This is a genomic window from Listeria sp. SHR_NRA_18, from assembly GCF_003856515.1.
GTDB lineage: Bacteria > Bacillota > Bacilli > Lactobacillales > Listeriaceae > Listeria_A > Listeria_A newyorkensis.
Genome location: NZ_QPKR01000001.1, coordinates 780,778 through 793,840 on the forward strand (window position 1 = coordinate 780,778; position 13,063 = coordinate 793,840).

The window sequence follows — 13,063 nt, forward strand, 5'->3', positions numbered from 1 at the left end:
ATTTCGGTATCAACATGTTAGAAAAATAGTGGTAATAAATAATTATACACTAAGTACTGTAAGCCAAACGTCGCCATTCGTATCGCAAAAAAGGCAATGATCGGTGATAAATCAAGGACTCCACCAATTGGCGGAATAATTCTCCGGAACGGCGCTAAAACAGGTTCACAAATTTTCGCTAAAAAGCGGCCAAATGTGGTTTCGTAAGCACCCGGGAACCAAGACATTAAAATATAAACAAACAGTACGTACGGGAAATAATCCAGTACTAAGAAGACATAGTGTGCGATCTGATATGCTAATATAATGTGTTACACCTCATTTACATAAAATCTTGTTCTTCTAACATCTCAGAAATAGCGCCATCGACCTCGACGTTTTCTGGTGTGCAGAGGAAAATATTGTTGCCAATACGTTGAATATCTCCACCTAAAGCATACACAGTCCCACTCAAAAAGTCCACAATTCGGATTGCTTGGTCATGGCTAATACGTTGCAAATTCACAACCACCGTCTTATATTCCTTCAAGTAGTCAGAAAGCTCTTGCGCTTCTGCATACACACGCGGTTCCACAAGAACCATTTGGCTTGAAAATTGAGCCCCATTCATGCTTACCACTTTATGCTCATCGACTGGTGCTACTTCGCTTTGATTCGTAAAATAGTTTTTTCCTGTTGGTTTTTTCATTTTTTTCTCAGTTGGAACCTCGCGAAGTGGTTGAGGTTTCGCCGCAACCGGTTGCTCTTCGTAATAATCTTCGCCCTCTTCCTCATCTAAGAAAAAGTAAGATTTAAATTTATTTTTTAATCCCATCTGATTTACACCTCCACATTTAGTTTTCCTCTACTAAAGCTCTTCCTACTCTGATAAACGTTGCGCCTTCCTCTATTGCAACCTCAAAATCATTCGTCATTCCCATCGACAATTCATGACACGGAACATTCGGGATTCCAAGTTTCTCTATTTCTAGCTGCACTGCTTTTAATCCTTGAAAAACGTGATGTAAAGTCTGCTCATCATCGGTGTTTGGAGCCATGGTCATCAGTCCAACAATTTCAATACGCTCATAGTTCTGCGCCTTCACAAACGCGATGGCTTCCTCAGCACTAAAACCATGTTTTGTTTCTTCCTCAGAAATATTCACTTGTAAGAAACAAGCAACTTTCTGAGTCGCACGTTTTTCGATTTCATCAGCCAATGACTTGCGGTCCAATGAATGTAAAAAATGCGTATATGGTAGGATGGCTCTCACTTTTCGTGTTTGTAATGATCCAATAAAATGCCAAACAATATCGGGTTTATCCGCGAACGCTTCTACTTTTTCTGTAAAAACTTCCGCTCGATTTTCGCCAAAATGACGAATGCCGAGATTGTATAGCTTCTCCATCGCAACAATGTCCACCGTCTTAGTTACGGCAACTAAATGCACATCTGCCACATCACGACCGCTTTTTTTTGCTGCTTCGGAAATTTTATCTTCAATCGCTTGTAAGTTTTCGTTATAGCTCATCACATATCACCTATTTTTCCATACTTTTATTAGTTTCGACGGTTTCTGTTGCGGATGAATGCAGGCACTTCTACGTCGAGGTTTTGGCGCTGCTCTTCTACGTGTGGCGCTTGTGGGTGTTCTTCATTCGATGCTTGCTGCTGTTGTTGTGGCGCGTTAGATTCTTCTTTCACCGCGTAACCAGGGCGATTGACTTGAATCGCTGGATTGGGACGATTTTGCGCTTGGGCTTGTTGTTTCGCCTGAGCTGCTTCGTCAAAACCTGTCGCGATAACGGTAACAATCAATTCTTCTTGCAAATCATCATTGATAACCGAACCGAAAATCATATTTACATCTTCATCGGATGCAGAAGATACGATTTCAGCTGCTTCTTGCACTTCATACAGGCTCAAATTAGAACCACCTGTAATATTCATCAACACGCCTTTTGCACCGTCAATCGATGTTTCCAGCAGTGGAGATGAGATTGCTTTTTTAGCTGCGTCTGCCGCACGATTTTCACCAGTTCCAATACCGATTCCCATCAAAGCCGAACCGCGATTCGTCATGATTGTTTTCACATCGGCGAAATCCAGGTTAATTAAACCAGGAACAGCAATTAAATCAGATATACCCTGTACACCTTGGCGTAAAACATTATCGGCTTCACGGAACGCTTCCAACATCGGCGTATTTTTATCGACAATTTGTAATAAACGATCATTCGGGATAACAATCAGCGTGTCTACCGCTTCCTTCATGGCTTCAGTACCAATCGCCGCTTGTTTCGAACGCTTGGGACCTTCAAAACCAAATGGACGCGTCACGACACCTACTGTCAAAGCACCCATTTCTTTGGCAATCGTCGCAATAACCGGCGCTGCACCAGTTCCAGTTCCGCCACCCATACCAGCCGTTACAAAAACCATATCCGCACCTTTTAGCGCTTCCTCGATCATTTCGCGACTTTCTTCCGCAGCTTTTTTACCGATTTCAGGAACAGCTCCTGCTCCAAGTCCACGTGTTAATTTCGTGCCTATTTGCAAGTGAACTTCTGCTTTAGAAAGATTCAAAGCTTGTGCATCCGTATTTGCTGCGACAAAATCGACACCTTGGACACCATGTTCAATCATTCGGTTGACAGCATTGTTCCCGCCGCCACCGATTCCGATTACTTTAATTGTTGCTAAGCTTTCTGCACTCGTGTCAAAATCTAACATACTATTTGCCTCCTAATTTTACCTTTTTAACGAAAACACATACTTCTTCTAATCGAAAAATGCACCGAAGAAATTCTTCATCTTGGTGGAAACTTTCTCTTCTTCGGTTTTCTTTGGTTTTTGCTTCGGTTTAGAATATTGCTCTTCTTTTACTTCTATGGCTTCGGATGGTTCCGAATTTAAACTTCTGCCTTCTTTTTCAGCCATCTGATAGGCATATTTTATTAAGCCAACAGCGGTCGTGAAACTCGGCTCACGAACACCGATATAATCTGGAATTGCTAACCTTACATGGGCTTGAAAAACTTTGCCGGCAAGGTCAATAGCGCCTGGAATCGACATCGCGCCACCGGTTAACACATAACCACCAGGGAGATGTGCTTTACCTACGCGTGCTAATTCTTCTAATGCCAACGTATAAATTTCTTCCATACGCGCCTCGATGATATCTGCTACTTCGAGTTGTGTGAAATGTTGCTGCTGATCACTGCCGATAACGTCGATGCCAAATGCGATATCCTCAGAAGCATCATCGTAAAAAGCATAACCGTGTTCTAATTTCACTTTTTCGGCATTGGCTGTCGATGTGTTTAAACCGAGTGACAAATCTTTCGTCACATGTTCTCCACCAACTGGCAATACCGTTGTATACGTTAATTTTCCTTGCTCGAATACACTAATTGTCGTTGTACCCGCACCGATATTGATGAGTGCCGTACCGAATTCTTTATCATCTTCTGTTAAGGAAACCGAGCCTTCTGCAAGTGGTTGAAGCACGATGTCTGTAATCTCTAACCCAGCACGTTCTACGCAACGCAACGTATTATGTAGGATCGCTTTTGAACCTGTAATAAGTGTTCCTTCCATTTCAAGACGTACACCGATCATGCCTCTTGGATTGACGCCTTCGAAGCCATCGACCACGTATTGATCCGGAATCACATTGATAATTTCTCTATCTGGAGCGAGTGAAATCACCTGCGCAGAGTCAATGACATTCCATACATCATCATCTGTAATTTCACGATTCTCGCCACTAATCGCGACGACACCGCGGCAAGCTTCCAGTCGAACTTGGCTCGAAACAATACCCACAATCACTTGGGATACGTGCACGCCTACCATACGTTCTGCCTGTTCAATGGCTTTTTTAATCGATTCTACTGTCTTATCAATATCAACAATGACGCCTTTTTTGACTCCTTGGGACGCCACATTACCCACACCGATAATATTGAGTCTGTCATTGGCCATCTCGGCAATAATCACTTTCACAGACGATGTTCCAATATCCAAACTTACGTAAATTTCGTTTTCTCCCATTTATCGGCACCTCCTTTATTTCATATTCTGTCTTGTTTTATTTGTCTACTTGCAAAAATTCAGTAGTAAGTTTTATTTTAAAGTTTATTGTTAATGGTTGGTGTTTGTTCTTCAAGATTCCCCTCTCAGACAAACATAATAAGTAGAGGATAAAAGATATACTATTCAATCAACACATATCTACAGTCTACACCAAGAAGCATGGTAATAAAAGCACAAAGGATGTTTTTCAGCAACTTTTTAGCATTTTTTTTAATTCATCGCCAAAAGAGGAACGTGCATTCTTATCGGAAATTCGATTATGTGCTATTTCGTACGTTTTATCCTAGCGAACTTTGTAATCTATTTATTAATTTTTCTTATCTAACGAGGCTTTCTCTTCTTTGTCCTTTAAATAGGTGCGGAAATAAGAACCGATTTCTAAATCAATGATACCTTTTTGGCCGTCTTTTAGCTGGGCCACGATGGACGGGTAGTGTGCCATTTTTTCAGCGAAGGTGGAGATTGTCGCGGAGACTTGGTTGCCATCATTCATGTATAGGCTGATATGCTCATCATCGCTTTTGGTCGGCGCGAAGTGAATCTCGGAGATGGATAGCAGGACGCCTTCTGGTAATTGATTGAGCTGTGCAACCATGTCTTCTAGCACTTGCCCGTTTTTAAAGCCGCTAAAAATAGGATTATTGCCAATTGGGAACTGCTTCGGCTGCGTGGTGAGTAATTTGCCTGTTTCTAAAATGTCGAAATACTGGCCGTTCTTTCCTTGATAGCCGATTGTTTTGTTTTCTGTGATGTGCACGCGTAATGTGTTTAGGCCTCGGAGTTCGATCTTCGCCTTTTTAATCAGCGGATTTTTTTCGAGTGCTGCGGTGCTTTTGGATTTATTTATCCCGAAAACAAAAGCCTCCAAATTCAAATCGCCTTCTGTCAAAATGGTTTGTTCATCGACTTGGTGGTTCCCATCGACGTAAATACGTTGCACTTTACTCAGTGGTGATAGGAAATAAAGCGTAATTAAAATGAGAAGAACGAAGATACTAATTAGAATCGACATATGGCGAATGAGCTTCTTTTTGCGGTATTTTTTGAGTTCTGGAATTCTGCTTTCGATAGAAACAATTTTTTTATTACTCGCCATGTGATTGTCCTCCTCATCTGTTTTTAGTTGTTGATGATGTCATAGATGGCATCTACCAACTTGTCGGCTGCATCGGGAACGCCGAGCTGCTTGGCTTCGTATTGCATTTTTGCCAGTTTTTCCGGACTTTCCATAATCGTATCGATTTCATCTAGCAAGCGTATTGGTGTTAAGTCTGACTCTGCGATGACGGATGCTGCTGCTTTTTTAGCCAGTGATTCGGCATTTTTGGCTTGATGATTCGCCGTGACATACGGGCTTGGGATTAAGATACTTGGGACGCCTAGTGCGGTCAATTCTGCCAGCGATGTCGCGCCGGCCCTTGATACGACTAAGGTACAGACGTTAAGTACTTTTGGCATGTCGTAGATGAATGGCTGAATGCTGATATTTTTGTTTAGCTCCATTTCCACCAGCTTTTCCTTGATTTTCTCAAAATGGGCATCGCCGGTCACATAAAGCAGCTGATAACCGCGTTTCCCGATTTTTGTAAGATTGGCTTCCACGGCTTCGTTAATTCCTCTGGCACCGCGACTTCCCCCGAAAACAAGGACTGTCGGCTTATCTTGCTCCAAACCATACTCGGTTAAAACAGCGCCTGATTCGATGCCAACTACTTCGGATGCGCGCGGATTCCCTGTGAAAACAACTTTTTCAGCAGCAAAGGAATCGCTCACTTCTTCAAAACAAATCGCCACACGGTTGGCATACCGACTTAAAAACTTATTCGTCAACCCGGCCACGCTATTTTGTTCATGGATAAGTGTCGGGATGTTCAGTTTTGCTGCGGCATAAACAACTGGGCCACAAACATAGCCACCTGTGCCGATGACAGCATCCGGTTTGAAAGCACGAATCAAGGCTTTACTGCGCGTCACACCCTTGAAAAAACGCGTCACTGTTTTGACGTTTTCTAAAGATAGCGCGCGTTTAAAACCCGTGATTTCGATGGCTTCAAAAGGAATCCCTTCGCGTCTTACGATGGTTGACTCGAGGCCTTTTTCTGTTCCGATGTAAAGAAATTCAGCTTCTGGGTCTCGCTTTTTAATTGCTCGGATTAGCGCAAGGGCTGGATAAATATGTCCGCCCGTTCCGCCACCGCTTATAACAAATTTCATTTTTCCACCTCATCTGGCAATTCTTCGATGGCATCCATAAAGGCACGGCCTCGAACTTCGAACGTTCTGTATTGATCCCAACTCGCGCATGCTGGTGACAGTAAAATGATATCGCCTGGATTGGATAATTCATAGGCAAGTGGCACAGCAGCCGTCACATCATGAACTTGGTGCACATCCACGCCGGCTTCTTTACCAACGCGTCCTACTTTTTCAGCTGTTTCGCCGAATGTAATCAATGTTTTTACGTTCTTGAAAAATGGTTTGAGTTCGTCGAATTCAGTACCTCGATCGAGCCCTCCAGCCAGAAGCACCACTGGTTTATTAAAACCGCTAAGCGCGCTCTGTGTTGCCAAAATATTCGTTGCTTTGGAGTCGTTGTAGAATTTGCGTCCGTTCAGTTCTTTGACAAACTGCGTCCGATGCTCTACGCCTTTAAAAGTCTCCAACACATGCATGATTTGCTCGTTGCTCACATCACAGATTTTAGCGACAGCGATGGAAGCAAGAATATTTTCTAAGTTGTGCTCTCCTGGAAGCAGGATGTCATCACGTTTGCCGATTATTTCGTCGTAAAACATGATATTGCCATCTTTGACATAGGCGCCTTCGCCCAATTTTTGTGTTGGCGAGAACGGAATAACTTTCGCTTTCGTACGCTTCGTCATGTTCCGCAATTCATCTTGATCCCAGTTGATAACTAAGAATTCATTTTTCGTTTGGTTTTCTTGGATGCGCCACTTGGCTTTTACATATTCTTCACGCGTTTTATGATAATCGATATGCGCCTCATAAATATTCGTGATCACCGCGATTTTCGGGCAAAATGTGCGAATCCCCATCAACTGGAACGAGGAAAGCTCCATAGCGATATACTGCTCTGCCGTCGCCTTCTCCGCAACTTCCGAACCTGGAAAACCGATATTACCGGCAAGTAATGATTTATTTGGCGTCATTTCGTTCAGCATATGGTGCACGATGGTCGTCGTCGTTGTTTTTCCGTTTGTCCCTGTGATACCAATGATTGGCGCGTCCGATATTTGATACGCTAGCTCGACTTCTGTAATAATCGGGATCATCAAGTCCTGCGCTTTTTTAATCATCGGGTTGTCGTACGGAATACCCGGATTTTTCACGACAAGTTCAAACCCTTCATCCAAAAGTTCCACAGGATGCGAGCCGCAGATGACTTTAATGCCCTGTTCTAGCAAGCCTTGCGCTTCTGGATTCTCACTAAACGGCTTTTGATCGTTCACTGTCACAAAGGCGCCGAGTTTATGAAGTAATGATGCCGCACTGACACCACTTCTCGCTAAGCCCAATACAAGTACTTTGCGATGCTTATATTGAATAATGTTTTTCATTTTTATTCCCCCAGTTTCAACTCATTCCCATTTTTTAAAGGATGACGAGCAGTGCAATTATCGCACAGACAAGCCCCGCACCCCAGAAAGTGAAGACGATACGCCATTCTGACCAGCCGATATCGACATGCTCAAAGTGATGGTGAATCGGACTCATTTTGAATAATCGTTTTCCGTTTGTTACTTTAAAGTAGAACACTTGGATGATCACCGAAGCCGTTTCGATAACGAAGACGAGTCCGATTAAAAGCAACATCCATTCTTGTTGTAGCAAAATCGAGATCGCGGCAATCGCGCCACCAAGTGCTAACGACCCTGTGTCCCCCATGAAAATTTTTGCGGGGTTCTTGTTGAAAAGTAGGAAGCCTAGCATCGCTCCGACAATCGCCAAACAAAACATCGCTACGACATCTTGTTCTTGGAAAATCGCGATGATTCCGAATGCACCGAATGCGATAACGGAAAGCCCTGAAACCAAACCGTCCAAACCATCTGTTAAGTTCACTGCATTGGAGAATCCTACGAGCCAGAAAATCACGAAGATGAGGAAGAACCAGCCAAGATTGATCTCTGTTGATGTGAATGGAATCGTCAGTGTGTCTGGATAACCGTTCCATCGATAAATCACGTAGAACAAGATGGAGATAACAACTTGTCCTAGAAACTTCTGCTTCGAACGCAATCCTAAGTTTTGCTTTTTCACGACTTTAATGTAGTCATCTAAAAATCCTAATGCGCCGAATAATACGAGTGGGATGAGTAGTAGCAATGCTTCACTGCCAAACCAACCGCCGATTAGCGTCATGATTACGAAACTGATAACCATCGCAAGTAAGAATACGAGGCCGCCCATTGTCGGTGTCCCTGATTTTTTTTGATGGCTTTGTGGGCCTTCCTCACGAATACTTTGACCGAACTTTAATTTTTGCAGAAACGGGATAAATAAAGGTACCCCGATGACAGTAATAATGAAAGCCATCGCAAATGTTGTAACTATCCAATATAATGACACGCTTTTTCGCTCCAATCTATTTTGTATCTTTCGCTATCGTAAAATGTCCCGTTATAATATTTTTGCTAAAATGGCTTCGCGTGCTTCTTTGCGATCATCGAAATCATGAACAATATCGCCAATGATTTGATACGTTTCATGCCCTTTTCCAGCGATTAAAATAACATCTTCTGGATTCGCCTGCTGTACCGCAAACCGAATCGCGTCATGCCGATGTTCTTTTACCGTATACATTGCGTCTGGGACACCAGCTAGCATATCTTCAATAATCTGCATCGGCACTTCTGTCCGCGGATTATCGGATGTAAAAATCGGATCCGTCGCGTACTTCACAGCAATCTGAGCCATCTGTGGACGTTTGCCTTTATCCCGGTCACCGCCACAACCTACGACGACAAAAATGCGTCCTGTTGCAAACTCGGTCACGGTTTTCAATACATTTTCCAGACCATCTGGCGTATGCGCGTAATCCACAATCACCGGGAACTGTTGCCCCGCGTCCACGAGTTCAAACCGCCCCGCTACACCTTGCACTTTTTCAAGGGAAGCGATAATATCTGGAATCGCGTGTGGTGTTTCATTCGCCGCGTAAACCGTCGCAATTGCTGCGAGCGCGTTATACACGTTAAATTTGCCAATCAATTTCAGCTGCACCGCGAAGACCTCATCCTGAAAATGAAGCTGGAATCCCGTTCCCTTGCTGCTAATCCGGATATCACTAGCTCGGAATGTCGCCGCGCCGTCGATGCCATACGTCAACAAACTCACGCCTGTCGCCTCAACCATCATTTTCGCGTGCGGGTCATCCCCATTAATAATCGCCGTCTTGGCTGAACCTCCGTACCCATTTCCAAGCTGGGCGAACAATAAACTTTTCGCGTGGGCGTATTCTTCCATCGTCTTATGATAATCCAAATGATCCTGCGACAAATTCGTAAATACCGCGATGTCATATTCCGAGCCATAGACACGGCCTTGCACAAGCGCGTGTGAGGATACTTCCATGATCGCCGTTGTCACTTCCTGATACCGCATTTGCCGGAACGTCTTTTGCAACGTTAAACTGTCAGGCGTCGTGTTCTTCGTCTCCAAAATCTCTGCGCCAATTTTGCGATACATCGTGCCAATCAAGCCCGTCGTCACCGCATGATCCGCTAAAATGAACTCCACCAAATGGCTCACCGTCGTCTTGCCGTTCGTTCCCGTAATGCCAATCAAATTCATTTCCGCCGTTGGATACGAGTAAAACGCCGCGGCAAGCATCGCCATCGCCCGTTTCCCGTCCTGCACTAAAATAACTGGAATCGTGATATCCGCCAACATCCGCTCCGCTACAATCGCGACCGCGCCTTGTTCCTGCGCCGTTTTCGCAAACGCATGCCCGTCTACCACTTCCCCGTCGATACACACAAATAACGTACCCGCCGTCACCAATCTACTGTCCTGCTCGACACTTTCCACTTCTATATGTAGCGTATCTTCCTTGGCTTGCACCAACTGGCTATAAGGAATCGCCTGCATCAGCTTCTCTAATTCCATTTCGAACTTCCCTTCCATCTCATCGCCTCCACAGCCCAACGCAAAAAATGATATCGCAACCTCTAAAAAAACGAGTGCATATCAGCGCGCGTAACGATGACAAATCTTCTATTCTATATTAGCAAAAACAGCCGCGAAATACTAGTCTTTTAACAATGTTTCCCCAGCTATCAAAACAAGCAGGCACATCACGCTTACGATTCCCGAAAAAGTGTGCACCTGCTTCTCATTTTACTAATTTAATAAAGCATTTAATCCCGTTGCCTCTTGCACTGTCGTATCCGCCGAATCCTCTTTATTATCCTCTACTTTCGGGACTTTATTGAAATTCGGAATTTTATCAGGCGTGGTGAGATCGATTGTCACCTGCGACTTATCATTGAGCACCGATCCCGCAGAAAGGCTCTGTTTCAACACATAACCATCTCCATTGACCGTAAATGGCACACCCGTTATTTCCGAAACTTTGAGCACATCATTCTTCGCCCAATCCTTCATATCAGGAATCGTCATGTCCCCTTCTGTCATCAAAATAACCCGCTGCCCTTCTAAAATTTTCTCTCCAGCTAGTGGCAACTGTTGCACAATTTTCTTCCCGTTACCAATCACGACTGGAATCAATTTCTTCGCTTCCAATTCTTTCTTCGCAACATCTGGTGTCTTGCCAGCCATCGAAGTCATCTCGACCGATTTTAGTTTTGCCGTATCCGCCGATTTAATGTTCAAGTATTGCAAACTGTTTTTCATCACCGGATTGAAAACTTCCGACACCGCTTTTCCGCCCGTCTCCGTACCAGATAATTGCGGTTGTTGCATCGTCACGTACATCACAAGCTCCGGATCTTTCGCTGGCGCCATGCCCATGAAGGAGAAAATATAGTTATCATTCCCCGTCATGTAGCCACCACCATTCGGATTCGGAATCTGTGACGTTCCGGTTTTCCCAGCAATATCATAACCATCAATCGCGTACAATTTCCCAGTTCCAACCTTACCTGTAATAACATTCCGCAACTCTTCACGCGTTTGTTTCGCCGTTGCTGCACTAATCGGTTTACCCGTCGTGACTGGCTTCGTTTCCGTCACTTTCCCCGTATTCGGATCAACAATTTTTGACACAACGTACGGCTGTTTCATCGTACCATCACTCGCAATCGCCGTCGCACCTTGAAGCATTTGCATCATTGTCACCGTCGTACCTTGACCAAAAACCGTCGTCACCTGCTCAATTCTCCGATCAAACAGAATTTTACCAGTCGCCTCATTCGGAAGGTCGATTCCCGTTTTTGCGCCAAAGCCAAAGTTTTGCAAGTACGTTTTGAATTTATCCGGACCCATACCCGCTAGGAGTTTCGCAAAAGCAACGTTACTCGAACGCTCTACGCCTTCACGATACGTAATCGAACCCCAACCAACACCAGCATTATGATCATGAATCGGGATACTACCAACGTTATACGTCCCTGATTGATAATACGCATTCGGATGATACACACCTAAATCAATCGCCGAAGCTAGCGAGAAAATCTTCATAACCGAACCAGGCTCATACGTAATCTCAACCGGCAAATTCGCCCATTGATTCGTTAAACCTTCCTTTGTCGTCGGGTTAAACGTGTCCCGCTGACTCATCGCCAAAATCTCGCCCGTTTTCGGATTCATCACAACCGCCATCATATTCTTCGGATTATATTTCGCATCCACCGTATTTAGCGTATCCTCCAAAAACGTCTGAATCTTCTTATCCAACGTTAAATAAATATCCTGCCCATCTTGTGCTTCTTTCACCGTACTTTTCGTATTCGGCAAAATGTAGCCATATTTATCCGCGTCATAATTAATCGAGCCATTTTTACCCGTCAAAATGTCATTGTACGCCTTCTCAATGCCCATTTTACCAATCAACTTCGAAATTCCATCCTTGCCCTCTTCTTGCTGCGCATAACCAATCAGATGCGAGGCAAAAACGCCGTTCGGATAAAATCGTTCTGCCTGTTTCGTAAACACCAAACCTGGCAATTTCGACGCTTCAATCTTGTCCTTCACTTCTGCCGATAAATTCTTCCCAGCCTTACCAAACTCAACTTGGAAGAGATTCTTCTTTTGCAGTTTCTTCAAAATATCCGCTTCTTTCATCGGCAAATATTTCGCCAAAAGCGCTGCTGTTTCTTCTTTTTCCACCACGTGATGCGGGTTTTTCGCGTCCACCGTTTGCTTCGGATCAAGCACTGCCGCCAACGTATAAGAAGCAGTGTCCTTTGCAATCACTTCGCCCTTTTGATCTAAAATAGAGCCGCGATTTGCTTCAATGACACTGCTTCGTAAATGCTGTTTAGCCGCTTTGGCCGCAAGTGGAACGCCGTTAACATCGCCAACGACTTGCATGTAAAAGAAGCGTCCGATAACCGACAGAAAAATAACTCCAAAGATGATAAAAAGAACCAGGGCGCCTCTTCGCATGTTTCCTACTCGTTTTTTCATTTGCCTTCCACTACCTTCACATTATCTGGATCGAGTTTCAATCCAAGTTCTTTCGCTTTTTGCCATACGCGTTCATAACGACTAAGGTCTGCCACTTCTGCCGACAAATCCTCATTCGCCTTCACTTGTTTATCTACATCTGCCTGTTTCTCTTGTATGCCTTGGTTCACGCTATATACTTGCGCTTGTACATGAATGATTTTAAAAGCAAATACCGCAATAACGATAATAAAAACAGACGCAATCAACTTCTCGCCCAACGTTATTTTGCCACGTTTTAAAATTTGTTTTTTAGGCTGCGGTTGTGGTGCTTCCCTATGTACGCGTTTCGGTTCCACATTCGTTTTGTAGGCTACATTGTTACTCATCTACTTC

The 13,063-nt window shown here is 44.1% G+C and carries 12 protein-coding genes; all 12 read right to left on the reverse strand.

Going from position 1 to position 13,063, the window contains the following annotated elements; genetic code table 11:
* Positions 1 to 17: 17 nt before the first annotated feature.
* The 12 genes from DUK53_RS03880 to ftsL all read right to left on the reverse strand — a co-directional run bounded on the left by DUK53_RS03880 (position 18) and on the right by ftsL (position 13,056).
* Positions 18 to 308, reverse strand: coding sequence for a YggT family protein (locus DUK53_RS03880; RefSeq protein ID WP_052164836.1), 291 nt, complete (start codon positions 306 to 308; stop codon positions 18 to 20).
* Positions 309 to 322: 14 nt separating this feature from the next.
* Entirely contained in the window at positions 323 to 814 is a 492-nt protein-coding gene (locus DUK53_RS03885; protein WP_036093697.1) for a cell division protein SepF, read from the reverse strand.
* Between the two features lie 19 nt (positions 815 to 833).
* Positions 834 to 1,511, reverse strand: a complete 678-nt coding sequence (locus DUK53_RS03890; protein ID WP_036093699.1) for a YggS family pyridoxal phosphate-dependent enzyme — start codon at positions 1,509 to 1,511, stop codon at positions 834 to 836.
* Between the two features lie 29 nt (positions 1,512 to 1,540).
* Positions 1,541 to 2,713, reverse strand: a complete 1,173-nt coding sequence (ftsZ, locus tag DUK53_RS03895) for a cell division protein FtsZ (RefSeq protein ID WP_036093701.1) — start codon at positions 2,711 to 2,713, stop codon at positions 1,541 to 1,543.
* 48 nt (positions 2,714 to 2,761) lie between these two features.
* Positions 2,762 to 4,036, reverse strand: a complete 1,275-nt coding sequence (gene ftsA / locus DUK53_RS03900; RefSeq protein ID WP_036130708.1) for a cell division protein FtsA — start codon at positions 4,034 to 4,036, stop codon at positions 2,762 to 2,764.
* Between the two features lie 349 nt (positions 4,037 to 4,385).
* Entirely contained in the window at positions 4,386 to 5,174 is a 789-nt protein-coding gene (locus DUK53_RS03905; RefSeq protein ID WP_036093704.1) for a cell division protein FtsQ/DivIB, read from the reverse strand.
* A 23-nt stretch (positions 5,175 to 5,197) separates the two neighbouring features.
* On the reverse strand, positions 5,198 to 6,292 hold the full coding sequence (gene murG, locus DUK53_RS03910; protein ID WP_036093705.1) for an undecaprenyldiphospho-muramoylpentapeptide beta-N-acetylglucosaminyltransferase: 1,095 nt from the start codon (positions 6,290 to 6,292) through the stop codon (positions 5,198 to 5,200).
* The gene (gene murD / locus DUK53_RS03915) at positions 6,289 to 7,656 is read right to left on the reverse strand and encodes a UDP-N-acetylmuramoyl-L-alanine--D-glutamate ligase (protein ID WP_036093707.1); all 1,368 of its coding nucleotides are present in this window, start codon (positions 7,654 to 7,656) and stop codon (positions 6,289 to 6,291) included. The genes murG and murD overlap by 4 nt, the downstream gene beginning before the upstream one ends.
* Positions 7,657 to 7,690: 34 nt before the next feature.
* Complete coding sequence (gene mraY, locus DUK53_RS03920; protein WP_036093709.1) at positions 7,691 to 8,668, reverse strand: phospho-N-acetylmuramoyl-pentapeptide-transferase; 978 nt, start codon at positions 8,666 to 8,668, stop codon at positions 7,691 to 7,693.
* A 51-nt stretch (positions 8,669 to 8,719) separates the two neighbouring features.
* Positions 8,720 to 10,207 carry a UDP-N-acetylmuramoyl-L-alanyl-D-glutamate--2,6-diaminopimelate ligase gene (locus DUK53_RS03925; protein WP_036131367.1) on the reverse strand — a complete coding sequence of 496 codons (1,488 nt, stop codon included), beginning with the start codon at positions 10,205 to 10,207 and terminating at the stop codon, positions 8,720 to 8,722.
* A gap of 234 nt (positions 10,208 to 10,441) precedes the next feature.
* Positions 10,442 to 12,688, reverse strand: coding sequence for a penicillin-binding protein (locus DUK53_RS03930; RefSeq protein WP_036130704.1), 2,247 nt, complete (start codon positions 12,686 to 12,688; stop codon positions 10,442 to 10,444).
* Positions 12,685 to 13,056: a cell division protein FtsL gene (gene ftsL / locus DUK53_RS03935; protein WP_036093713.1), complete on the reverse strand. Its 372-nt coding sequence runs from the start codon at positions 13,054 to 13,056 to the stop codon at positions 12,685 to 12,687. The genes DUK53_RS03930 and ftsL overlap by 4 nt, the downstream gene beginning before the upstream one ends.
* Positions 13,057 to 13,063: the final 7 nt, after the last annotated feature.

Bases quoted from the DNA above. Each gene is read 5' to 3' on its own strand.
- DUK53_RS03885 (WP_036093697.1), bottom strand. From the start codon at position 814: ATGGGATTAAAAAATAAATTTAAATCTTACTTTTTCTTAGATGAGGAA.
- DUK53_RS03890 (WP_036093699.1), bottom strand. From the start codon at position 1,511: ATGAGCTATAACGAAAACTTACAAGCGATTGAAGATAAAATTTCCGAA.
- ftsZ (WP_036093701.1), bottom strand. From the start codon at position 2,713: ATGTTAGATTTTGACACGAGTGCAGAAAGCTTAGCAACAATTAAAGTA.
- ftsA (WP_036130708.1), bottom strand. From the start codon at position 4,036: ATGGGAGAAAACGAAATTTACGTAAGTTTGGATATTGGAACATCGTCT.
- DUK53_RS03905 (WP_036093704.1), bottom strand. From the start codon at position 5,174: ATGGCGAGTAATAAAAAAATTGTTTCTATCGAAAGCAGAATTCCAGAA.
- murG (WP_036093705.1), bottom strand. From the start codon at position 6,292: ATGAAATTTGTTATAAGCGGTGGCGGAACGGGCGGACATATTTATCCA.
- murD (WP_036093707.1), bottom strand. From the start codon at position 7,656: ATGAAAAACATTATTCAATATAAGCATCGCAAAGTACTTGTATTGGGC.
- DUK53_RS03925 (WP_036131367.1), bottom strand. From the start codon at position 10,207: ATGGAATTAGAGAAGCTGATGCAGGCGATTCCTTATAGCCAGTTGGTG.
- DUK53_RS03930 (WP_036130704.1), bottom strand. From the start codon at position 12,688: ATGAAAAAACGAGTAGGAAACATGCGAAGAGGCGCCCTGGTTCTTTTT.
- ftsL (WP_036093713.1), bottom strand. From the start codon at position 13,056: ATGAGTAACAATGTAGCCTACAAAACGAATGTGGAACCGAAACGCGTA.